Origin of the sequence: Methylobacterium sp. Leaf399, assembly GCF_001424525.1 — a bacterium.
Taxonomy (GTDB): Bacteria; Pseudomonadota; Alphaproteobacteria; order Rhizobiales; family Beijerinckiaceae; genus Methylobacterium.
The window spans coordinates 438924-460436 of record NZ_LMQK01000012.1 but is presented as its reverse complement, the minus strand read 5'-3'; the positions used below and the strand labels follow the sequence as shown (position 1 = coordinate 460436).

19 protein-coding genes are annotated in these 21513 nt (G+C 69.6%); 15 read left to right on the top strand and 4 right to left on the bottom strand.

All coding sequences use genetic code 11. The annotated features are described in order from the left end of the window. Window positions 1–70: 70 nt before the first annotated feature. The 3 genes from ASG40_RS10230 to ASG40_RS22375 form a co-directional block, all read right to left on the bottom strand. Window positions 71–2170: a TonB-dependent receptor family protein gene (locus tag ASG40_RS10230; RefSeq protein WP_055884595.1), complete on the bottom strand. Its 2100-nt coding sequence runs from the start codon at window positions 2168–2170 to the stop codon at window positions 71–73. A gap of 133 nt (window positions 2171–2303) precedes the next feature. Continuing rightward, the gene (locus ASG40_RS10225; protein WP_055884592.1) at window positions 2304–3314 is read right to left on the bottom strand and encodes a DUF1775 domain-containing protein; all 1011 of its coding nucleotides are present in this window, start codon (window positions 3312–3314) and stop codon (window positions 2304–2306) included. Between the two features lie 45 nt (window positions 3315–3359). Further along, complete coding sequence (locus ASG40_RS22375) at window positions 3360–3737, bottom strand: hypothetical protein (protein ID WP_055884587.1); 378 nt, start codon at window positions 3735–3737, stop codon at window positions 3360–3362. Between the two features lie 268 nt (window positions 3738–4005). On the opposite strand from ASG40_RS22375, the gene ASG40_RS10215 reads away from it, so the two are divergent. The 12 genes from ASG40_RS10215 (at window position 4006) to ASG40_RS10160 (ending at window position 18398) form a co-directional block, all read left to right on the top strand. Then, a complete protein-coding gene (locus ASG40_RS10215; protein WP_055884584.1) occupies window positions 4006–5301 on the top strand; it encodes a L,D-transpeptidase family protein in 1296 nt (431 codons plus the stop codon). Between the two features lie 383 nt (window positions 5302–5684). Beyond that, a complete protein-coding gene (gene glyA / locus ASG40_RS10210; RefSeq protein WP_055884580.1) occupies window positions 5685–6989 on the top strand; it encodes a serine hydroxymethyltransferase in 1305 nt (434 codons plus the stop codon). A 206-nt stretch (window positions 6990–7195) separates the two neighbouring features. Then, window positions 7196–7714: a transcriptional regulator NrdR gene (gene nrdR, locus ASG40_RS10205; protein WP_055884576.1), complete on the top strand. Its 519-nt coding sequence runs from the start codon at window positions 7196–7198 to the stop codon at window positions 7712–7714. After that, window positions 7711–8856 (top strand): bifunctional diaminohydroxyphosphoribosylaminopyrimidine deaminase/5-amino-6-(5-phosphoribosylamino)uracil reductase RibD, encoded by a 1146-nt coding sequence (gene ribD / locus ASG40_RS10200; protein WP_055884573.1) that lies wholly within the window; start codon window positions 7711–7713, stop codon window positions 8854–8856. Before nrdR ends, ribD begins: the two co-directional genes overlap by 4 nt. Beyond that, the gene (locus tag ASG40_RS10195) at window positions 8838–9470 is read left to right on the top strand and encodes a riboflavin synthase (protein ID WP_055884569.1); all 633 of its coding nucleotides are present in this window, start codon (window positions 8838–8840) and stop codon (window positions 9468–9470) included. Before ribD ends, ASG40_RS10195 begins: the two co-directional genes overlap by 19 nt. Window positions 9471–9824: 354 nt before the next feature. After that, entirely contained in the window at window positions 9825–11822 is a 1998-nt protein-coding gene (locus tag ASG40_RS10190; protein WP_055884563.1) for a methyl-accepting chemotaxis protein, read from the top strand. A 319-nt stretch (window positions 11823–12141) separates the two neighbouring features. After that, window positions 12142–12657, top strand: a complete 516-nt coding sequence (ribH, locus tag ASG40_RS10185) for a 6,7-dimethyl-8-ribityllumazine synthase (RefSeq protein ID WP_055884561.1) — start codon at window positions 12142–12144, stop codon at window positions 12655–12657. Between the two features lie 4 nt (window positions 12658–12661). Next, window positions 12662–13174: a transcription antitermination factor NusB gene (gene nusB / locus ASG40_RS10180; protein WP_055884558.1), complete on the top strand. Its 513-nt coding sequence runs from the start codon at window positions 12662–12664 to the stop codon at window positions 13172–13174. Between the two features lie 7 nt (window positions 13175–13181). Further along, window positions 13182–14177, top strand: a complete 996-nt coding sequence (gene thiL, locus ASG40_RS10175) for a thiamine-phosphate kinase (protein ID WP_055884554.1) — start codon at window positions 13182–13184, stop codon at window positions 14175–14177. A gap of 171 nt (window positions 14178–14348) precedes the next feature. Then, on the top strand, window positions 14349–15440 hold the full coding sequence (locus ASG40_RS10170) for an alkene reductase (RefSeq protein WP_055884551.1): 1092 nt from the start codon (window positions 14349–14351) through the stop codon (window positions 15438–15440). A 346-nt stretch (window positions 15441–15786) separates the two neighbouring features. Then, a complete protein-coding gene (locus tag ASG40_RS10165) occupies window positions 15787–17685 on the top strand; it encodes a PAS domain-containing protein (protein ID WP_055884548.1) in 1899 nt (632 codons plus the stop codon). A 17-nt stretch (window positions 17686–17702) separates the two neighbouring features. Next, the gene (locus tag ASG40_RS10160) at window positions 17703–18398 is read left to right on the top strand and encodes an HAD hydrolase-like protein (RefSeq protein WP_338011773.1); all 696 of its coding nucleotides are present in this window, start codon (window positions 17703–17705) and stop codon (window positions 18396–18398) included. Between the two features lie 64 nt (window positions 18399–18462). Here ASG40_RS10160 and ASG40_RS10155 read toward each other — a convergent pair whose 3' ends face one another. Then, window positions 18463–18960: an outer membrane protein assembly factor BamE gene (locus tag ASG40_RS10155; RefSeq protein WP_055884545.1), complete on the bottom strand. Its 498-nt coding sequence runs from the start codon at window positions 18958–18960 to the stop codon at window positions 18463–18465. A gap of 196 nt (window positions 18961–19156) precedes the next feature. Between ASG40_RS10155 and ASG40_RS10150 the strand changes: the two genes are divergently transcribed. From ASG40_RS10150 to plsX, 3 genes are all read left to right on the top strand, one after another. Further along, entirely contained in the window at window positions 19157–19744 is a 588-nt protein-coding gene (locus ASG40_RS10150) for a ubiquinol-cytochrome C chaperone family protein (protein ID WP_055884536.1), read from the top strand. Continuing rightward, window positions 19741–20283, top strand: a complete 543-nt coding sequence (locus tag ASG40_RS10145) for a YceD family protein (RefSeq protein WP_055884533.1) — start codon at window positions 19741–19743, stop codon at window positions 20281–20283. The genes ASG40_RS10150 and ASG40_RS10145 overlap by 4 nt, the downstream gene beginning before the upstream one ends. 168 nt (window positions 20284–20451) lie before the next feature. After that, complete coding sequence (gene plsX / locus ASG40_RS10140; protein WP_055884528.1) at window positions 20452–21486, top strand: phosphate acyltransferase PlsX; 1035 nt, start codon at window positions 20452–20454, stop codon at window positions 21484–21486. The last annotated feature ends 27 nt before the right edge of the window (window positions 21487–21513 follow it).

Below are 21513 nucleotides of genomic sequence, written 5' to 3'. Positions count from 1 at the left end.
TATTTGTGCGCTGCCGTGGTTCATGCCGTGACGCACCATCGCCGCGCCGCCGAGGCCGGTCGGGACGGGCTCAGAACGACGCCCTGATGCCCCCGAAGACGCTGCGGCCGCTGCCGGGATAGAAGGCCGCCAGGCCGGCCGCGCCACCCGGCGCCGTCCGGGCGTTGGTCACCACCGAGACGTCGGAGACATAGCGCTCGTCCGTGAGGTTGCGCGCGTCGAGGAACAGCGAGACGCCGCTCTTGAAGTCGATTCCGGTCTGGACGTTGAACAGGGCATAGCCCGGCACCTGCAGGGTGTTGGCGTGGTCGGCGAACGCGCCTTGCGGCACCCAGTCGATGGACGGCGAGAGATAGAACCCGCTCGGATGGGTGTAGGTGAGCACCGTGCGCAGGACGTCCCGAGGGATGCCGGCGATGCGGTTGTCGCCGAACAGCGGGTCGTTCACGAAGCGGAAGTCGTTGTGCGTCCAGACCTGCGACACGCTCAGGGTGTCGCGGATGCCGGTGAGGTCGCGCGCGAGGTCGAGGGAGACCGCCGCCTCCACGCCCTGGTGCAGGGTGCGGGGCGCGTTGAAGGTCGCCGCCGGGATATTCAGGCCCGGGTTGATCGAGAAGTTGATGAGTTCGTCGCGGATCTCCGACCGGTACAGCGTCACGTCCCAGGCGAGCCGGTCGATGCGCCCGCGGGTTCCGGCCTCGACGGTCCAGGCGCGCTGCGCCTCCAGCGGCACGAAGGTGGTGCGCAGGGTGTTCGTCTGGGCGAGATCCGAGAAGTCCGGCACGTCGCGCGACCGGGTGATGTCGCCGAACACCTGGATGTCGGGCAGGGGCTGCCAGAGGAGTCCGATCTTGGGGTTGATGCCCTCGTAGGTGCGGTTGCCGAACTGGACGTTCGGGTTGGCGGAAAAACCGCCCTTGTTGCTGTAGGTCCGGTTGGACGAGAACGCCTTGGCCCCGGTCATCAGCGCCACGTCGGGCAGGAACCAGAACCGGTTCTCGCCATAGGCCTCGTAGTTCGAGGCGCTCTGGAGGGCGCTCAGGGTCTGGCCGTTGCGCTGGCCGGCCCTGTTGGCGAATTGCAGCGCCGAGTTGATGCCGGCCGAGGCGCGAAGCCCGAGGATGGTGTCGTTGCGGTAGCCGCCCACGTCGAAGGTCCCGGCCCAGCGCGGTGCGACGCCGTAGGTCCAGCCGTCCTGGTCGATCACCTGGAAGATGGGGTGATAGAGCGACTTGTGGATCGCCCAGGTGTCGATATCGAGCTTGCCCACGTCGAGGACGAACGAGGTCCGGTTAGCGATCCGCTCGGTCTCGACTTTTCGCGATTGGTTGCCGGTGATCGCGTTGGGGTTGGCCAGTGTCGGGTTGTTCAGGGCGTTGAACAGGGACAGCGTGCCGGGGAGCTTCTGGTCGGTGAGATAGACGCCGACGTAGAATCGCGTCTCGACGCCGGGGGCCAGGCGGTAGCCGAGGTTGGCGTTGAAGTTCTGCGTGCGCTGGGTCTCGTGGTCGCGGTAGCCGTCGGAATTGGTGAGCGTGCCGTTGATCAGGAAATCCGCAGGCCCGGAAATGCGCGAAAACTGGAAATTCTCGCGGATGGTGCCGAAGCTGCCGCCGTCGATCCGCAGGATGTTGGGGCTGAGCGCCGTGTAGGCGGTGGGGGTGACGAAATTGATGGCGCCGCCGAGCGTCGTGGCACCGAAGGTCAGGGCATTGCCGCCCTTGTAGACCTCCACCGAGCGCAGGGCGAGCGGATCGATCTGGTAGAAGTCGCCGCTGCCGTCTGCGAGGTTGAGCGGGATGCCGTCCTGCAGCAGTTCGAGCCCGCGCAGGTGGAAGCCGCGCGCGATGCCGGAGCCGCGCACCGACAGGCGCATCTCCTGGCCGTAGCGCTCCTGCACGAACACGCCGGGGGTATCCTTGAGGACGTCGCGCAGGGTGTTGGCGTAGCGGTTCTGGAAATCCGCCGCATCGACGAAGGCGACGGAGCCGACGGTGGCGTTCACCGCCGCCCGTTGCTCGGCGACGCTCGGGACCGTGACGGAGCCGGCCGTCACCGCCCCTTGCACCGTGAGTTCGGACAGGGTGGCATCCGCCTGCTGGGCGAGAACGGCCGTGGTGGACAACAGGACGAGCGCCAGGGCGCCGCCGCGGGTGGTGGGCGAGGACATCGGACAGGGCTCCGGGCAGGCCGCCTCGCGATTCGCGACGGACGTCGCGAAGGGGCTGGCCTCCCATCGAATGGAACGGGGAAAAAGGGCCGGATGCCGCCGGGCCGCCTGACGCGGAACCGGCGGTCAGGCGTCAGTGATCGTGATGGCCGGAGGGCTTGGACCCCGTCGCCTTGCCGTCCGGTCCCTTGCCGTCTGGTCCTCTGGCGCCGATCGGGGCCACCGCGAAGGTCACCGCCACCGTTCCGGCGCGGGCGAAGATCAGGCTGCCTGCGATCGCCTCGCCGGCCTTGGGCGTGCCCTTCAAGTCTTCGAACATGAGGTGGTAGCCGCCCGGCTTGAGCTCGACCGTGGCGCCGGGGGCGATCGTGAGGCCGCCCTCGACCACCGCCATCCGCATGACGCCGCCGTCCATCGACATGGAATGGACCGAGGCGCTGCCGGCCAGAGGGATCGCCGCCCCGGTCAGCCGATCCGGCTCCTTGCCGGTGTTGGTGATGCGGACGTAGCCGCCGGCCACCTTCGCTCCGGCGGGGGTCGCCCGCATCCACGGCGTCTCGATGGCGAGGTCGCCGGCCTTGACGACGGCCGGCGTCGCCCCGGTGGTCGCGGGCTGGGCTCCCGCCGCCACGATCGTCACGCCGGGAGCCGGCGCCTTCAGCGACCGTGCCTCCTGGCCGGGAGCCGGGATCTCGCTCCAGCTGTGGCTGCCCTGCGTGCAATCCTGCTGCACCGGGAAATACACGGTGCTGCCGGGCGCGAAGGTGTCGGTCACCCGGGCGAGGAAGGTGAACTCGTCGACCTGGTCGTCGGGCAAGCTGCCGCCGCTCCAGGTGATGGTCTTCACGCCCTCGCCGACGTCGCCGTGGTAGTATGGGTATGCCCGGGCGTAGGGGCCCTTCTCGGTCGTCAGCTCCCAGCCGGGCTTGGGCATCGGCCGGGCGCCGATGACGCCCTCGGGAACGGTGACGCTGACGCGATTGGTAGGCTTGCCGGAACAGCCGTGGTTGACCTGGACCACGGCGCGATAGCTCGCGTTCGGGGTTGCCTCGCGGCGCTCCAGGGTGACGTGGGCGAAGGCGGCGGTGGTCGAGGCGGTGACGAGGAGGGCGGCGTAGAGCTCGGCCCGGGGAATCCGGTGCATGGCGGCGGTCCTGCTATCTAAGGGGATCGAAGACGGACGATCGGCTCAGACGGTGGGAGGGCCTCGGGCGGAGACGGTCGATCCCGGCGGCGCGCGGGCTGCGGCGGGGGTCTCGGGGCGCGGGACGACCGGCGAGGCCGTACGCGGCGGCCAGGCCGGCATTGCCATGGCGGGGAGGGGGCCGCCGGCATCGGTGGCGGCGAAGGCGGCGATGCAGCAGGACGCCGCGTGGTGGGCCGGAACCTTGACCGGCCCCTCGCCATCGCCGGCCGCAGCCACACCCTCGGCGCAGAGGACGCCGGTATGGTCGATCATGCTCAAGGGCAGCATGCCGCCGAGCATGCCCTGCAGCACGAACGCGTAGAGCACGATCACCGCGGTGATCGGGCGCCAGACGCTCCGTTTGACGATCGAGGGGACCATGGAACGCCCCTTACGACACGTCGCGTCGCCTCGCCAGGGCCGCGCATCGACGAACTCCGGATGTTGCCGATGCGCCGCAGGTGCGCGGATGCACGCACGGGGCGTGGCCCGCGCCACATTGTGGCCCGGTCGCCATGGCTTCTTAACCGTGCCGGGACAGTGTCCCGGCACGACAGTTTCGCGGCACGACATCCGAAAGTCCCGATCGCGCTCGGCGCGGCGGCCTTCCGGTCGAACGCCCCACCACCGGATCCAAGAGCTGAGCCCGATGCGCAAACAGGCCCTTCCCCTCCGCTCCCTCGCCGTCGCGCTGCTCGGCACCGCCGCCCTCGGGCAGGCAGCCGTGGCGCGTGAACCGGCCGGCTTTTCCCAGGCCGAATGGGCCCAGGACTACGCCGCCCCGGCCGGGCTCCAGGTCCAGCGGTCGCTGACCCCGATCCTGTCGCCCCAGACCATCGCCTCCACCGAGCAGATGGTGGAGAAATACCGGGAGATCGTCGCCCGCGGCGGATGGCGGCCGGTGACCGGCGCCGACCGCCTGCGCATCGGATCGCGCGGTCCGGCCGTGGGCACGCTTCGCCAGCGCCTCGCGGTGAGCGGAGACCTCGACCAGGGCCAGGGCGGCTCGAACACCTACGATTCCTACGTCGCGGCCGGCGTGAAGCGGTTCCAGGCGCGCCACGGTCTCAGCCAGACCGGTGCCATGAGCATGGCGACCCAGCAGGCCATGAACGTCCCCGCGGACATCCGCCTGCGCCAGCTCGAGGTGAACGTGGTGCGGCTGCGCTCCTACTCGGGCAACCTCGGCAACCGCTTCGTCATCACCAACATCCCGGCCGCCCTGGTGCAGACGGTCGAGAACGGCCAGGTCGTGACGCTCCATGCCGCCGGTGTCGGCAAGATCGACCGGCAGTCGCCGATCATGAACGCCAAGGCGGTGGAGATCAATTTCAACCCGACCTGGACGGTCCCCGCTTCCATCGTGAAGAAGGACCTCATCCCCAAGATGCAGAAGGATCCGAACTACCTCACCGAGAACAAGATCCGCATCTTCACCGGAGAGACCGAGATCTCGCCGGCCTCGGTGAACTGGAACTCGGACGAGGGCACCCGCTATCGCTACCGCCAGGATTCGGGCGCCGACTTCAACTCGATGGGCATCGTGCGCATCAACATCCCGAACCCGCACGGGGTGTTCATGCACGACACCAACTCCAAGGGCGTGTACGGCGACGACTTCCGCTTCATCTCCTCGGGCTGTGTGCGCGTGCAGAACGTGCGCGAGTACATCACGTGGCTGCTCAAGGACACGCCCGGCTGGGGCCGCGACCAGGTCGAGCAGGCCATCGAGAGCGGCAAGCGCATCGACGCCCGGATGACGCAGCCGGTGCCGGTCTACTGGACCTACATCACCGCCTGGTCGACCCCGGACGGCCTGGTTCAGTTCCGCGACGACATCTACAAGCGCGACGGCGTCAACGTGCCCTCGACGCTGTCCGCCCCGACCCCGGTGGCGAGCGCCGAACAGGTTCAGACCTTCGAGCCGGGCGACGAAGAGAACTAGGACGTCTCGCTAGTCCGGATCGCCGCGTTCGCGCCTGCATCTCCCTCGGAGGTGCAGGCGTTTCGATTCCCGGCGACCGAGGAGAACCGCCGACCGATACGGCCGGGCGGATCGCCAGACGTCCGGTTTTCGCCGAGCCGGCGACACCGGTCCGCCGCGCTCGATCGCAGCCTCCCGTTCACGTCTGCGACGGCAGGACGCGTCTTCGTCCAACGGTCGAATCCCGCCCGTCGAAGGGAAATGAATTTTTTTGCACCTCGCGGCAAATTCGCGTGCGCTTGGCCTGGCATCCCAGCCCGTGTAGTAATTCAGCCTTCGAACGCCCGTCCGTTCACGCCGACGGATAACGGGTGCGTCAACTCGTTCAACAATCGAGGGCATCCATGAGCGCCGGTACGATTTCCGACAAGCACTTCTCGAACTCGTTCTTCAGCGCGTCGCTCGCCGACGTCGATCCGGAGATCGCCAGCGCCGTCTCGCAGGAACTCGGACGGCAGCAGCACGAGATCGAGCTGATCGCCTCCGAGAACATCGTCTCGCGCGCCGTGCTCGAAGCGCAGGGTTCGGTCCTCACCAACAAGTACGCTGAGGGCTACCCGGGCCGTCGCTACTACGGCGGCTGTCAGTTCGTCGACATCGCCGAAGATCTGGCCATCGACCGCGCCAAGCGCCTGTTCGATTGCGGCTTCGCCAACGTCCAGCCGAACTCCGGTTCGCAGGCCAACCAGGGTGTGTTCCTGGCGCTGATGCAGCCGGGCGACACCTTCCTCGGCCTCGATCTCGCCGCCGGCGGTCACCTCACCCACGGCGCGGCCCCGAACGTGTCGGGCAAGTGGTTCAAGCCGGTGCATTACACCGTGCGCCGCGACGACCAGCGCATCGACATGGAACAGGTCGAGGCGCTGGCTCACGAGCACAAGCCCAAGATCATCATCGCCGGCGGCTCGGGCTACCCCCGCCAGTGGGACTTCGCCAAGTTCCGTGAGATCGCCGATGCTGTGGGCGCCTACTTCATGGTCGACATGGCTCACTTCGCCGGCCTCGTCGCCGCCGGCGTGCACCCGTCGCCGTTCCCGCACGCGCATGTCGCCACCACCACCACCCACAAGACCCTGCGCGGCCCGCGCGGCGGCATGATCCTGACCAACGACGAGGCGCTCGCCAAGAAGTTCAATTCGGCGATCTTCCCCGGCCTGCAGGGCGGTCCGCTCATGCACGTCATCGCCGGCAAGGCCGTTGCCTTCGGCGAGGCCCTGAAGCCCGAGTTCAAGATCTACGCCCGTCAGGTCATCGAGAACGCCAGGGCGCTCGCCGACACCCTGATGACCGGCGGCTACGACATCACCTCGGGCGGTACCGACAACCACCTGATGCTGGTGGACCTGCAGAAGAAGGGCCTCACCGGCAAGGCGGCGGAAGCCGCGCTGAGCCGCGCCCACATCACCTGCAACAAGAACGGCGTTCCGTTCGATCCGGCCAAGCCCACGGTGACCTCGGGCATCCGCCTCGGCACCCCTGCCGGCACCTCGCGCGGCTTCGGCGTCGCCGAGTTCAAGCAGATCGGCAGCCTCATCATCGAGGTGCTCGACGGTCTCGTGGCCAAGGGCGAGGGCGGCGACGCCGAGGTCGAGGCGAGCGTGAAGGCCAAGGTCCACGCGCTCACCGACCGGTTCCCGATCTACGGCTGACCCGCCCCACCATCGGCGGAGGGTTGCCACGGGCGCAGGTGTGCCCGTGGAAGCCCTTAACCCGCGGGCCGCGACCCGCTATGCCATCGGCCACGGACCTCCTCGGGTCCGTGGCCGTTTTCCGTTCGACGGGACGGCCCGCCCCGCCAACCGCGATCCCTCCCGTCCGCCGGGTTCGGTCCGGCCAAGACAGGTCCAACCGCGCGATGCGATGCCCCTATTGCGGCGGTCCCGACACCCAGGTGAAGGATTCGCGGCCCAGCGACGACGCCGCCGCGATCCGGCGCCGGCGCGTCTGCCCCGATTGCGCCGGCCGCTTCACGACGTTCGAGCGGGTGCAGCTGCGCGAGCTGATGGTGCTCAAGCGCTCGGGCAAGCGGGTGCCGTTCGACCGCGACAAGCTGCAACGCTCCATCGGCGTCGCCCTGCGCAAGCGGGCGGTGGATCCTGAGCGGGTCGAGCGGCTGGTGAGCGGCATCACCCGCCAGCTCGAGAGCGGCGGGGAGGGCGAGATCGCCAGCGAGGCCATCGGCGAGCTGGTGATGGAGGGGCTGAAGGGCCTCGACGACGTCGCCTACGTGCGCTTCGCATCCGTCTACAAGAACTTTCGCGAAGCCAGCGACTTCAAGGCGTTGCTCGGCACCCTCGGCACCGGTGCCGCCGAGGCTTCGGACGAGGACGCCGCCCCGGCCACGACCGGGCGACCCGCGCGGGCGCGCCCATGACGGAGACCGCCGGCGACGCCGACCGCCGCTTCATGCGCCTCGCCCTGGCCCTGGGCGAGCGCAACCTCGGCCGGACATGGCCCAACCCCTCCGTCGGTGCGGTGGTGGTGGCTGGTCCCCCCGGGGCCGAGCGCATCGTCGGGCAGGGTGTCACCGCGCCCGGCGGGCGTCCGCACGGGGAACCGCTCGCCGTGGCCATGGCCGGCGAGGCCGCGCGCGGCGCCACCCTCTACGTGACGTTGGAGCCGTGCTCCCACCACGGCCGCACCCCGCCCTGCACCGATTCGATCCTGAGCGCCGGGATCGCCCGCGTCGTGACGGCGATGGAGGATCCCGACCCCCGGGTGGCCGGAAGCGGGCACGCCCGGCTGGCGGCCGCCGGCGTCGCCCTGACTATGGGCGTCCTGCGCGAGGAGGCGATGCGCGCCCACCTCGGGCATGTCAGCCGCATCACCCTCGGGCGTCCCTGCGTCCACCTGAAGCTCGCCGCCACCAGCGACGGGTTCGCGGCGGGCGGTCCGGACGGTCGGCTGCGGATCACCGGCCCCGTCGCCAACGGCGCGGTCCACCTCTGGCGGGCCCATGCCGACGCGATCATGGTCGGCATCGGAACCGTGCGGGCCGACGATCCGTCCCTCACCGTGCGCCTGCCGGGCCTGTCGGGGCGCTCGCCGGTGCGGGTGGTGCTCGATTCGACCCTGCGCATCCTGCCCTCGACCCATCTGGTGCGCAGCGCCCGCGATATCCCGACCCTGGTCCTCACCACCCGCGGCGCCCCGGCGCACGCCCGCCGGATGCTGGCTGCCACGGGGGTCGAAATCCTGTCCGTGGATGCCGACGCCACCGGCCGGATCGATCTGCCGGCCGCGCTGGCGTGCCTTTCGGACTATGGATTATCCCGCATCTGCAGCGAGGGCGGGCCGCACCTGGCCGATGCCCTGGCCGAGGCCGATCTCGTCGACGTCTGCACCCTCGTCACCGGCGAAGGCCGGCTCGGGGAGGGCGGCGGCCTCAAGGCGATCGGCCCCCATCTCGAAGGCCGCCTGTCCAGCGGCCAGTTGCGCCAGGTCGAGGCCCGCGATCTCGGGGCCGACAGGGCGGTCACCTATGAGCGGAGCGTGCCATGTTCACCGGTCTCGTGAGCGATGTCGGAACCGTCGTCGCCGTCTCCGGCGACGACCGGCTCAGGCGGCTGACGATCCAATCCGCCTACGATCCGGCCACCATCGCACTCGGGGCTTCCATCGCCTGCTCCGGTCCCTGCCTCACGGCGGTCGCGGTCGAGCCGGTGGCGGGCGGCTGCCGCTTCAGCGTGGACGCGGCCGCCGAGACCCTGGCGCGTACCAGCGTCGGGGCTTGGCGGGTCGGAACGCGCATCAACCTCGAACGCTCGCTGAAGATCGGCGACGAGCTCGGCGGCCACCTCGTCACCGGCCATGTCGACGGCCTCGGGCTGATCGTGGCGCGCGAGGCGGTCACGGGCGGAAGCGGCGATCCGCAATGGGCGCCCAGCGACCGCTTCAGGATCAAGGCGCCGGCCGCGCTGGCGCGGTTCATCGCCGAGAAGGGCTCGATCTGCCTCGACGGGACGTCGCTCACGGTGAACGCGGTCGAGGACGACGTCTTCTCGGTCCTCTTGATCCCGCACACCCTGGCGGTGACGACCTGGGGCGAGCGCCGGGCCGGCGACCACCTCAACCTCGAGGTCGACCTCATCGCCCGTTACGCCGCCCGCCTGAGCGAGAGCCGGGCATAGACCGGCGCATCGTGAGGGCAGGGCGCGCCGACACGTCCCGCACAGGGCGAAGGCCGAGGATCGACCACACCCGCGCGTGGTAAGCGCCGCCTTGTCACTCGACCGCTCGGGGCAAGGCCGCGCCCTCGACACCTCGGCGCGACCGATGAGCTTTAACGCTCGCCGGCTTTTTCAGATTTTGCATTTTGTATATGATTGGTCTGTCGAGCGCTGGTCATGAATTTATCAATATATCTCTTCATCGATCCTTAATGCGACGCTATTAACCGTGTCGAGGCGCCGCTCGACTCGCGAGACGGATGTGCAGCCAAGGCAACGGGCTGCGAACTCAGCCTCTCTCGTCGAGATACGCTTATGAAACTCGGTATCCGTTCGCGCCTCTATGGCGGTATTTCTGCGCTCGTCATTCTTGCAGGCGCGATGGGAGGCTTCGCTTATAGCCAGCTCGACGATCTCGACGCGACGTTCGCGACACGGGCCCGGATCGAGCGGGCCGCGCGCGAACTCTATACGGTCAACGGGCTCACCGACCGGCTCATGGCCCAGAGCGCTCAGTTTCGCACGACCCCGACCCCGGAACGGGCCGCAGGCATGACCGCCACCCTGGCTTCGATCAAGGAGACCGGGGACGGTCTGGCGGAGAGGGCTCTCAGTGAGGAGCGTCGGGCTGCCTATGCCGCCATCCGCGACGAGACGGTGAGCCTCATCGGCAATCTGCCCAAGCTGATCGAGTTCGGGACCCAGATTCGTGAAAACAAGGCCAAGCTGTTCACGGCCGGCGACAACCTCACCAAGGCCACCAATGCCCTCGTGACCGAGTTCCGCGCGACCGGGGATGCCGATGGCGTCGCGGCGGCGGCGGAGGTGGAAAGCGCCGTACTCCTGGTCCGGGTCAGCGCCTGGCGGTTCCTCGCCACGAACGATGCCAAGGGCCCGGCGACCTTCGCGACGAATTTCGAAAAGGCGAAGCTGACGATCCAGAAGCTGCGTGCCCTCTACGCTGCGACGCCACAGATCCGGGTGGTGAAGACGATCGAAGAGGCGCTGGCCGGCTATGGCGCGAACTTCGGCGCGACTTCGGCAGCGGTCGTCTCGACCGAGGAGTTCTATGACAAGACGCTGACGCCGCAGGTGGACACGATCAATGCGACCGGGCTCGCGGTGCGCACCAAACTCGAAGCGACGCTCAAGGATCTCGTCGAGAAGAGCAACGCCACGATGTCGACGGCCAAGACCGTCCAGCTCGGCCTGATCGGCCTGATCCTGGCGCTGGGTGTCGGTCTGGCCTTCGCGATCGCGCGCAGCATCATCCTGCCGATCTCGGGGATGACGGCCGCGATGCGCCGGCTGGCCTCGGGCGAGACGGCGGTCGATGTTCCCTCGCAGGACGCCGTGGACGAGATGGGCGACATGGCCAAGGCCGTGGACGTGTTCCGTCGCAACGCCATTGCCCGGATCGAACTGGAGGCCGAGCAGGTCGCCCAGCAGTCGGCCCGCCAGCGCCGGGCCGACCGTGTCGACCAGCTCGTACGCAGTTTCGAGGGGCGGATCGCCGGCTCCCTGGAGATCGTGACGTCGGCCGCCACCGAACTCGACGCCACCGCCCGTTCGATGACGGGGGTCGCCGACAGCACCAACGGCCAAGCCATGGCCTCCAGTGCCGCCGCCGAGGAGACGTCGGCCAACGTGCAGACGGTGGCGTCGGCGGCCGAGGAGATGGTGGCCTCGCTCCAGGAGATCGAGCGTCAGGTGCAGCGCTCCAACGAGGTCGCCGGCCATGCCGCGCAGGAGGCCGAGGCGACCACGGGGGCGATGACCGACCTGGCCGCCGCAGCCGAGAAGATCGGCGAGGCCGTCACCATGATCTCCAGCATCGCCGGCCAGACCAACCTCTTGGCGCTCAACGCCACCATCGAGGCCGCGCGCGCCGGGGAGGCGGGCCGGGGTTTCGCCGTGGTCGCCTCCGAGGTCAAGGAGCTCGCCGGGCAGACGGCACGGGCGACCCAGGAGATCTCGAGCCAGATCGCCGCGATCCAGGCCGCCTCGGGTCTTGCCCTCACGGCGATCCAGCAGATCGGCCGCACCATCGTCACCGTCAACACGATCACCGGTACGATCGCCTCCACGGTGGTGGAACAGACCGCGGCCACCAACGAGATCTCGCGCAACGCCTCCGAGGCGGCGCGCGGCACTCAGGACGTCTCCATGAACGTCGCCCGCGTCCTCGCCTCCTCGAGCGAGACCGGCAGTGCGGCCCAGCAGGTGCTCATGGCCGCGGCCGAACTCGCGACGCAGTCGCTCACCGTCAAGGAGGAGGTCGACGGCTTCCTCGCCGACATCCGCGCTGCCTGAGAGCGGCAGACGCAAAGAAGATGGACGGCGGCCTCCCGGAAACGGGCGGTCGCCGCTCGCGTCCGGGCAGGCCGATCGCTCAGGGGACCCGGAATGACGCCGGCCGGCCGATTGCACCGGTCCCGCGCTTGTGAGCCGCCGGCCTTCGGTCTAGTGCTGCGGCGTCCCGATCCCTCGCAAGAAGGAGTCCGACGAGCCGTCGAGGCTCATCGGGCAGGCCGCGGACGAGACCTCGTGGGTCGTGTGTGCGACGGGCTCGTTCGCGCCGAACCCGGGGCGGTGGAACGCCCCCGGGACCAACAGCAGCGACGAGGCCGGCATGGTATCTGCGACCCAGACATTCAAAAGCGACCCTGGCCTCGCGGAAGCTCTGAAAGGCGCGCGCGTCCTCGTGGTGGAAGCACGCTATTACGATGGGCTCGCCGACGAGCTCCTGGCGGGCGCGCAGGCGGCGATCGACCGGGTCGGGGCCGAGGCGGTGGTGGTGACGGTGCCTGGCGCCCTCGAGATCCCCGCCGCCATCGCCATCCTGATCGAAGCGGCGGCACGCGCCGGCCAGCCCTACGATGCGGCGGTGGCGCTCGGCTGCGTCATCCGCGGCGAGACCGGCCATTACGACATCGTGGCCGGGGAAAGCGCGCGCGCGCTCATGGACCTGTCGGTGACGCTGCGACTGCCGCTCGGCAACGGCATCCTCACCGTCGAGACGCAGGCCCAGGCCGAGGCCCGCGCCCGCGTCGCCGAGATGAACAAGGGTGGCGGCGCCGCCGAGGCCGCCCTCGCGGTGCTGGCGCTCAAGCGCGCCGCGGCCGCAGCCTCCGTCGGAGAGGACTAGCCCCATGGCCAAGCCCCAGAATACCCGGACCAACGAGCGCAGCGGCGCGCGTCTCTCCGTGGTCCAGGCGCTCTACGAGATGGAGATCTCCGACAAGGGCGTGATCGAGGCCCTGGCCGAGTTCGAAGCCTTCTGGATCGGCCGCGAGGTCGAAGGCATCGATCATCCGCCCGCCGAGATCGCGTTCTTCCGCGATCTCCTGCGCGGCGTCGTCGAGGAGCAGCGTGCCATCGATCCGCAGATCGACCGGGCATTGGCCGCCGGCTGGTCGCTCAAGCGCATCGAGGCGGTGTTGCGGGCGATCCTGCGGGCGGGCACCTACGAGTTGATGTTCCGCCGCGACGTCCCCGCCCGCGCGGCGATCTCGGAATACGTCGACGTCGCCCATAGCTTCTTCGGTGGCGACGAACCCGGCCTCGTCAATGCGGTCCTCGACAAGGTCGCCCGCGACGTGCGCGGCATCGAGTTCGCGGGCCTGCCCGGAAGTGCCACCCTGCCCGGCACCGCCAAGGGCTGAGGGGACGGTGGCGGGGGAGCGGCCGAGCGAGGACGGGCTGATCGCGCGCTATTTCGCGCCTCTGGCCGGACCTGGCGCCGACGGCTTGCGCGACGACGCCGCCACGCTGACGCCCCGCGAGGGGTACGACCTCGTCGTGACCACCGACACGGTGGTGGCGGGCATCCATTACCTTCCCGACGACGCCGGCGCCTCGGTGGCCCGCAAGGCGATGGGCGTCAACCTGTCCGACCTCGCCGCCAAGGGCGCGACCCCGTGCGGGTTCGTCGTCAACCTCGGGCTGCCCGAGGCCTGGACCGAGGCCTGGCTCGCCGATTTCGCCGCCGGGTTGGGCCGGGCCATCGCGCAGTTCGGGTGTCCGCTGCTCGGAGGCGACACGGTGCGCACCACGGGGCCCGCCTTCGTCGGCGTAACGGCCCTGGGCGAGGTTCCGGCCGGGGCCATGGTCCGCCGGATGACGGCCCGGATCGGGGATCGCCTGTGCGTCACCGGCACCATCGGCGATGCGGCACTCGGACTGCCTCTGGCGCGCGGCGAGCGCCCGGCCTGGGCCGCGGGCCTCGACGACGCCTCGGTCGCCACCCTCGTCGACCGCTACCGGCATCCGCGACCCCGCCTCGCGCTGGCGCCGGCGTTGCGCCGCCATGCGCGGGCGGCCATGGACGTGTCGGACGGTCTGGCCGGCGACCTCGCCAAGATGCTTGCCGGCGAGGGACGCTGCGCGGTCGTCGCCATGGCCGACGTGCCGCTCTCGCCGGCCGCCCGCGCCGCCGTGGTCCGCGATCCCCGTCTGCACGACCTCGCCGTGACGGGGGGGGACGACTACGAGATCCTGTGCGCGGTGCCGCCGGACGCGCTGACGGCGTTTCTGGCCGACGCCAGGGCGGCGGATGTGGCGATGGCCGTCATCGGAACGGTGACGGCCGGGGCGGGGCGGCCGCTCTTCCTCTTTCCAGACGGTAGCCAACGGCGATTCGCGACCGGGTCCTTCAGCCACTTCTGACGACATCCGGCCGCCGCCGGCACAGGCCGATGTGCGCGGACGCACCGCTTGCCGACCCGCAGCGGCTGGTGCGGACGACGCGCGGCCCCATGTAATCCCGCATGGGACGACGCCCGCCCACGATCGCGCGCGTCCCCACCCTCGACACGCAAGAACGCGAGAATCCCTTTCATGCCGTCACTGTTCGATCCGATCCGCCTCGGCGCGATCGACGCTCCCAGTCGCATCCTCATGGCTCCGCTGACCCGCGGCCGGGCCACCCGCGAGCACGTGCCGACGCCGATCATGGCGGAATACTACACCCAGCGCGCCGGCGCCGGCCTGATCATCAGCGAGGCCACCGGCATCAGCCGCGAAGGCACCGGCTGGCCGTTCTGCCCCGGCATCTGGACCGACGAGCAGGTCGCCGCCTGGAAGCCGGTCGTGGCCGCCGTGCATGGCGCCGGCGGCCGCATCGTCTGCCAGCTCTGGCACATGGGTCGCATCGTGCACCCGGCCTTCCTCGACGGCGAGAAGCCGGTCTCGGCCTCCGCGACCACGGCGCCGGACCAGGCCCATACCTATGAGGGCAAGAAGCCTTACGAAGAGGCGCGTCCGCTCGGCCTCGACGAGATCCCGCGGCTCCTGGCGGATTACGACCGCGCCGCGCGCAACGCGATCGCGGCCGGCTTCGACGGCGTCCAGATCCACGCGGCGAACGGCTACCTGATCGACCAGTTCCTGCGCGACGGCACCAACCTGCGCGACGACCGCTACGGAGGGTCGGTCGAGAACCGGGTCCGGCTGCTCGCCGAGGTCGCCAGGACCGTGGCCGACGCCATCGGCAAGGAGCGTGTTTCCGTGCGTCTGTCGCCCAACGGCGAGATCCAGGGCGTCGACGATTCCAACCCCGAGGCCCTGTTCACCGCAGCGGCCGCCGCCCTGGCGGAGGTCGGCATCGCCTTCCTCGAACTGCGCGAGCCCGGCCCGAACGGCACCTTCGGCACCGCCAACCGCCCGCCCGTGGCCCCGGCGATCAAGCGTGCCTTCGGCGGTCCGTTGGTGCTCAACTCCGACTACGACGGCCCCAGGGCGCAGGCCGCGCTGGATGCGGGCGAGGCCGATGCCATCGCCTTCGGTCGTACCTTCCTCGCAAACCCCGACCTGCCGAAGCGACTGGCGGAGGGCGCTGCCCTCAACAAGGACAATGCCAAGACCTGGTACAGCCAGGGACCCGAGGGCTACGTCGATTACCCGACCCTGGGACGGGCCGACGCGGCCTGAACCGGCCGGTCCGGGCGTCACCCTGACCACGTGATACGGTTCCCGCTTGATCCAAGCGGAAACCGTATCACCGAGCCCGCGCGGCGCCTGAGCGAAGCCCATGTCCGCATCACGACGTGATCACCCGGAAATGGGATGAGGTGATCGACCAGGCCGCTATTGTATCGTTTCGTACAATGACGGCCGGACTTTGGTGACCGTTTTGCTAACGATGGCGCCGGACCTACGCCATTTGGTCTAGCCCTCCATTCAGCGCGCGGCGACTCGTGTAAGCTCGACCGCAAGTGAAGCTATCGCAGGCCGCATTTCGGGCCTATGGACGGTTGTCCAGCGAGGGTTCAGAGGTTTGAGTTCGAACGACCCCTGTCTATCGGCTGTCTGTCATTGGGCGGAGAACGATCGGCTCGCGCATCTGCGCGACCTGAAGATTCTCGATACCGTTCCGGAATCGGTCTACGACGACATCGTCGCGATCGCGGTCCGCATCACCGGTGCGCCGATTGCCCTCGTCAGCCTGGTCGACGAATTCCGCCAGTGGTTCAAGGCCCGCGTGGGCTTCCCGGAGGCGGAGACGTCACGACAGGTCTCGATCTGCGCCCATGCGATCGAGAGCGAGGCGCTGCTCGTCATCCCCGATCTGACCCTCGACCCCCGCACGCGCGACAACCCCTTCGTGACCGGCCCCCAGGCCCTGCGCTTCTACGCCGGCGCTGTCATCCGCACCTCCGGTGGCTTGCCGCTGGGAAGCCTGTGCATCCTCGACGCCGCGGCGCGCCCCGACGGGCTCACCGACATCCAGGCCGACGTGCTGTGCGCCCTGGCCCGCCAGGTCGCCACCCTCATCGAGACCCGGCGCATCCGCGAGGAGGTGGCCGCGCAGGAAGCGGAACTGGCCGCGAGCGAGCGCCGGTTCCGCGTGATGACCGCGGCCATGCCGCAGATGGTCTGGACCACGCTGCCGGACGGCTTCCACGACTTCTACAACGACCGCTGGTACGAGTTCACCGGCGTGCCGGTCGGCTCCACCGACGGCGAGGGCTGGAACGGCGTGTTCCACCCCGACGACCAGGAGCGGGCGTGGTCGCGCTGGCGCCACAGCCTCGCCACCGGCGAGCCCTACGAGGTCGAATACCGCCTGCGCCACCGGTCCGGCGCCTACCGATGGACGCTCGGCCGGGCGATGCCCCTGAGGGACGCCGAAGGCCGCATCGAGCGGTGGTTCGGGACCTGCACCGATATCGAGGATCTTAAGCTGGCCGAGGGCGAGGCCCGCAAGCTCGCCGCGATCGTCGAGCAATCGAAGGATTTCATCGGCATCGCCGATACCTCGCTGGCGATGCTGCACGTCAATGCCGCGGGCCGACGCCTGGTCGGCCTGCCCGACCGCCAGGCCGTGACGGGCATGGAACTGCGGGATTACTTCACGCCATCGAGCCAAACGACGATCGAGGCGGTCGTCCTGCCCGCGGTCCGGCGCGAGGGCTGGTGGGAAGGCGAACTGACGTTCAGCCACGTCGTCACAGGCGAGGAGATCGCCGTCCTGTGCACCGTCTTCCCCGTCCACGACGACGACGGGGTGCCGATGGGCTACGCCACCGTGACCCGCGACCTGCGCGAGCGCAAACGCGCCGAGGAAGCCCGCGATCTCCTGATCAAGGAACTGTCCCACCGGATCAAGAACATCTTCGCCGTGGTCGGCGGCATCGCCGCCCTGTCCGGGCGGGGCGATCCCACCGCCAAGCCCTTCGTCGAGGCGTTCCGCCTGCGCCTGGGTGCCCTGGCGCAGGCGCACGAATACGTCCGCCCGCACTCGCCGGCCAGCGCGCCCTCGGTGGGCGATCAGACCGTTCTCGGCCTGATGCGCCTGATCATGGCCGCCTACAGCGACGAGGGCCGCGCCCGCGTCGTGATCGAGGGCGACGACGTCGCGATCGGCGACAGTTCGGCAACCGCGCTCGCCCTGATCATGCACGAGCAGGCCACGAACGCCATGAAGTACGGCGCCTTGTCCACGCCGGGGGGGCGCGTCACCCTCACGGGCCGCCTCGTGGACGGGACCTACGAACTGACCTGGGCCGAGACCGGCGGGCCGGTGGTGACCGGCCCGCCGTCGCGGCGGGGCTTCGGCACCCTGCTGGCCGAACGCAGCGTCGCCGGACAACTCGACGGGACCCTGCACCACGACTGGGCGCCGGGAGGCCTCGTCATGCACCTGGGCGTTCCCGCGGCCAACCTGCGGCATTGACCGAATTCGGGACGGGCATGAGCCCGATGGCGCGGTGTGGCGACGACAACCTCGCCCACGGGTCACGCCCGGCTTCGGCGCGGCCCTACGGTCTCGTGGCGTTCGATTTCGACGGGACCCTGGCCGACAGCTTCCCTTGGTTCTGTGGCGTCCTCAACGACGTGGCCGCCCGCTATCGCTTCCGGGGCGTCGCGGAAGCCGACCTCCATACGATGCGCGGCATGGATGCGCGGGCCATCGTTCGCCACCTCGGCATCCCGGCCTGGAAGCTTCCTTTCGTCAGCCGGCACATGAAGGCGCTGGCGGTGCGCGATCGCGCCGACATCGGGCTGTTTCCCGGCATCGCGCCGATGCTGCGGACACTGGCCGGAGCCGGGATTCCGCTGGCCGTCGTCAGCTCGAACGGCGAGGGCACGATCCGCACCGTGCTCGGGCCGGAACTCGCGGAAACGATCCGGTATTTTGCTTGCGGCGCCTCGCTGTTCGGCAAGGCCAGGCGTCTCGCCGAAACGGTCCGGCGGGCAGGCGAGCCCGGTACGGCGACACTCTATGTCGGCGACGAGATCCGCGATCACGAGGCGGCCACGGCGGCCGGCTGCGACTTCGCGGCGGTGAGCTGGGGTTATACGCGGGCCGATACCCTGGAGGCGAGACACCCGGCCTTCGTCTTCACGAAACCGACCGACATCCCGGCGGCCGTTATCCCGCAGTGAAGCGCCATACCGGCGACGACGACGAGGGCGTCGAACCCTCGCGTCGTCCCGTCGACGGGACGGATCAGAGGCCGCTTCTGGCGCCCGGGACGATGCTGGTGCCGCTGCCGCTGCCGAACGGCTCGTAGCGGGTGAGGCCGCGGAAGAGCTGGCTGAGGAAGGCGCGGTCGGCGCCGCTGGATGGGGTCGTCCGCTCGATGAAGTCGAACACCCGGCCGTCCTGGAGGCCGTACAGCGCCACGCGCTCGACCTTGAAGCCGGCGTTGAAATAGACCGCCGTGACCTTCTGGTCCTCGACCTGCTCACCGAGGAACAGCACCGTGCGGCGGGTGTTCTGGGTGATGTAGTACCAGGACTTGTTGCCGACGGTGGAAACGGTCGACGGCGTGCCGAGGATCTGCAGGACCTGCTCGGCGCTCATCCCGGGCTTCACGGTGGCGAGCGCGGCTTGATCGATCTGGTATCCGTGGCGGATATCCTCACCGATGCAGCCCGATACCCCGAGACCGACGAGACCGACGATAGCGAAACGGGCGAGCGACGAAACGAGACGGCGCGACATCGACCACCCTTGATCTTGAACAACTGAACGCATCTTCGGTGCGGTGCAGGTAACCCGGTGACGACCGGGAGCCCTTGCACCTTGACCGTTCGTTGCCGTACCGCGGGGTTATGGTTTTGACAAGGCAAGCCCGGACACAGCCCTCCGCCCAAGCGCAGGTGCGTTGGCCCCGCCGTTGCGGGCAGGGGACCCGATCGTGATCTGGCGTTTGTTCAGGCGTGAGGCGCCGCGGGGGCTGGCCGTCGAGACGCTGCACCGGCGCATCAACGACGCCTCGCGCCAGCCCGGGCTCTATACCGGCCTCGGCGTGCCCGACACGGTCGAGGGCCGGTTCGAGTGCCTGTGCCTGCACGTCATCCTGGTGCTGCGGCGCCTTGAGACGCTGCCCGAGCCCGCCGCCGACGTGGCGCAGGATCTCGTCAATGCGGTCTTCCTGCAGCTCGATTCGTCGTTGCGCGAACTCGGCGTCGGCGACTTCGGCGTGCCCAAGCGCATGAAGAAGCTCGGTGCCGCCTTCTACGGACGGGCCGAGACCTACGGTGCCGCCCTGGCGACCAAAGACCTGGCGACCAAAGACCTGGCGACCAAGGACGGTGAGGCGCTCGCTACGGCGCTGGCCCGAAACGTCATCGGCACACCCGAACCCGGGCACGGGGCCGGCCTGGCGCGCTATGTCCTGGCCGCTGCCGCCGCCCTGGAGGGGACGGACCTCGACGCCCTGCTGGCGTCGGGGCCTGGTTTCCCCTCGCCCGACGCCTTCACCGACCAGACGGGTGCGCCATGACACGTCACGACCACCCGCCACGCCACGACCGGACCAGGGACCCCAAGCCCGGCCCGCTCTCGCGCCCGACCCGCATCGATCGCCTGCGCAAGGAGGGCAGCGAGGTGATCGTGACGGCGACACCCGCCGAATGCCTGGCGCTGGCGGCCGACTTCAAGATCCCCGCGATCCGCGACCTGGTCGGGCGGTTTCGCGTCGCCGGCCCGTCCTCGCGCCTGATCGTCACCGGCACCGTGACGGCGCTCGTCACCCAGACCTGCACGGTGAGCCTCGATCCGTTCGAGGCGCCGGTGTCGGAGCCCGCGGAAGTGGTCTTCACCGACACCGACATTCTCGCGGGCACCGATGCGGAGGAGGTCGACGTGCCCGACCCCATCGTCGGCAACACCATCGATTTCGGAACCCTCACCGCCGAGTTCCTGGCGTTGGGCCTCGACCCCTATCCGCGCAAGCCCGGCATCGCCTTCACCCCCGTGATCGAGGACGCCGAGCCCGGACCGTTCGATCCCCTCGGGCAGCCTCCGGGGCGGCAGGACTGAGGGCCGGCGCGGGGCTTCGCGCGCCAGGCACCGCAGATTTCGTTTGCCCGGTGGGCCCGGATCGCTATTTTCCGCCCCGCCGAGCAGGGCCCCGCACGATGCGGCGCCTCCATCCCGCCCTTGACGACCGGGGCACCCCTTCGCACGAGGCCACCGGCCGGACCCGTCATGTCACAACGCGTGTGCATCTCCCTCGACGCCATGGGCGGCGACCACGGTCCCGCGACCGTCGTCCCCGGCGCGGGCCTCGCCCGCGAGCGACATCCGGAGATGACCTTCCTGATGTTCGGCGACGAGGCCGTGCTGGGGCCGCTGGTGGCGGCCGAGCCCCGCCTGAAGGGCGCCGTCGAGATCCGCCACACCACCGTCTCCATCGCCATGGACGAGAAGCCGAGCCAGGCGGTGCGCTCGGGGCGCGGCAAGTCGTCGATGTGGCGGGCGATCCAGGCGGTCAAGGACGGCGAGGCGGATGCCGCGGTCTCGGCCGGCAACACCGGCGCGCTCATGGCGATGTCGAAGATCTGCCTGAAGACCCTGTCGGGCATCGAGCGCCCCGCCATCGCCTGCCTGTGGCCGACGGTGCGCGGCGAGAGCGTCGTGCTCGATGTCGGCGCCACCATCGGCACCGACGCCGAGCACCTCGTCGAGATGGCGCTGATGGGCGCGGCCATGGCCCGGATCGTGTTCGACCTCGACACGCCGACCGTCGGCCTGCTCAACGTCGGCACCGAGGAGATGAAGGGCAACGAGGCGGTCAAGGAAGCGGCCCGCATCCTGCGCGAGTCGCCGCTGCCGGGCCTGACCTATCACGGCTTCGTGGAGGGCAACGATCTCGGCCTCGGCACCGTCGACGTCGTGGTGACGGAGGGCTTCACCGGGAATATCGCCCTCAAGACCGCGGAAGGCACGGCCAAGCAGATCGGCACCTACCTGCGGGCCGCCATGAGCCGCACGCTCTCGGCCAGGATCGGCTACTTCTTCGCCCGCCAGGCCTTCAAGGCCCTGCGGGAGAAGATGAACCCGAGCCGCGCCAACGGCGGCGTCTTCCTCGGGCTAGAGGGCATCGTCATCAAGAGCCACGGCTCGGAGAACGCGCAGGGCTTTGCGGCCGCCGTGGACCTAGCCCACGACATGGCCCGCCACGACCTCATGCGCACGATCCGCGACATGCTCGACCTGACGCCGACGGCGGCCTCGGCGTGAGGGCGCCCCCGATGCAGGAGCGGATGC

What these genes read in the sequence shown, in the direction of transcription:
- ASG40_RS10230 (WP_055884595.1), bottom strand. Translation starts at nt 2,170, where the DNA reads ATGTCCTCGCCCACCACCCGCGGCGGCGCCCTGGCGCTCGTCCTGTTG.
- ASG40_RS10225 (WP_055884592.1), bottom strand. Translation starts at nt 3,314, where the DNA reads ATGCACCGGATTCCCCGGGCCGAGCTCTACGCCGCCCTCCTCGTCACC.
- ASG40_RS22375 (WP_055884587.1), bottom strand. Translation starts at nt 3,737, where the DNA reads ATGGTCCCCTCGATCGTCAAACGGAGCGTCTGGCGCCCGATCACCGCG.
- ASG40_RS10215 (WP_055884584.1), top strand. Translation starts at nt 4,006, where the DNA reads ATGCGCAAACAGGCCCTTCCCCTCCGCTCCCTCGCCGTCGCGCTGCTC.
- glyA (WP_055884580.1), top strand. Translation starts at nt 5,685, where the DNA reads ATGAGCGCCGGTACGATTTCCGACAAGCACTTCTCGAACTCGTTCTTC.
- nrdR (WP_055884576.1), top strand. Translation starts at nt 7,196, where the DNA reads ATGCGATGCCCCTATTGCGGCGGTCCCGACACCCAGGTGAAGGATTCG.
- ribD (WP_055884573.1), top strand. Translation starts at nt 7,711, where the DNA reads ATGACGGAGACCGCCGGCGACGCCGACCGCCGCTTCATGCGCCTCGCC.
- ASG40_RS10195 (WP_055884569.1), top strand. Translation starts at nt 8,838, where the DNA reads ATGTTCACCGGTCTCGTGAGCGATGTCGGAACCGTCGTCGCCGTCTCC.
- ASG40_RS10190 (WP_055884563.1), top strand. Translation starts at nt 9,825, where the DNA reads ATGAAACTCGGTATCCGTTCGCGCCTCTATGGCGGTATTTCTGCGCTC.
- ribH (WP_055884561.1), top strand. Translation starts at nt 12,142, where the DNA reads ATGGTATCTGCGACCCAGACATTCAAAAGCGACCCTGGCCTCGCGGAA.
- nusB (WP_055884558.1), top strand. Translation starts at nt 12,662, where the DNA reads ATGGCCAAGCCCCAGAATACCCGGACCAACGAGCGCAGCGGCGCGCGT.
- ASG40_RS10170 (WP_055884551.1), top strand. Translation starts at nt 14,349, where the DNA reads ATGCCGTCACTGTTCGATCCGATCCGCCTCGGCGCGATCGACGCTCCC.
- ASG40_RS10160 (WP_338011773.1), top strand. Translation starts at nt 17,703, where the DNA reads ATGAGCCCGATGGCGCGGTGTGGCGACGACAACCTCGCCCACGGGTCA.
- ASG40_RS10155 (WP_055884545.1), bottom strand. Translation starts at nt 18,960, where the DNA reads ATGTCGCGCCGTCTCGTTTCGTCGCTCGCCCGTTTCGCTATCGTCGGT.
- ASG40_RS10145 (WP_055884533.1), top strand. Translation starts at nt 19,741, where the DNA reads ATGACACGTCACGACCACCCGCCACGCCACGACCGGACCAGGGACCCC.
- plsX (WP_055884528.1), top strand. Translation starts at nt 20,452, where the DNA reads ATGTCACAACGCGTGTGCATCTCCCTCGACGCCATGGGCGGCGACCAC.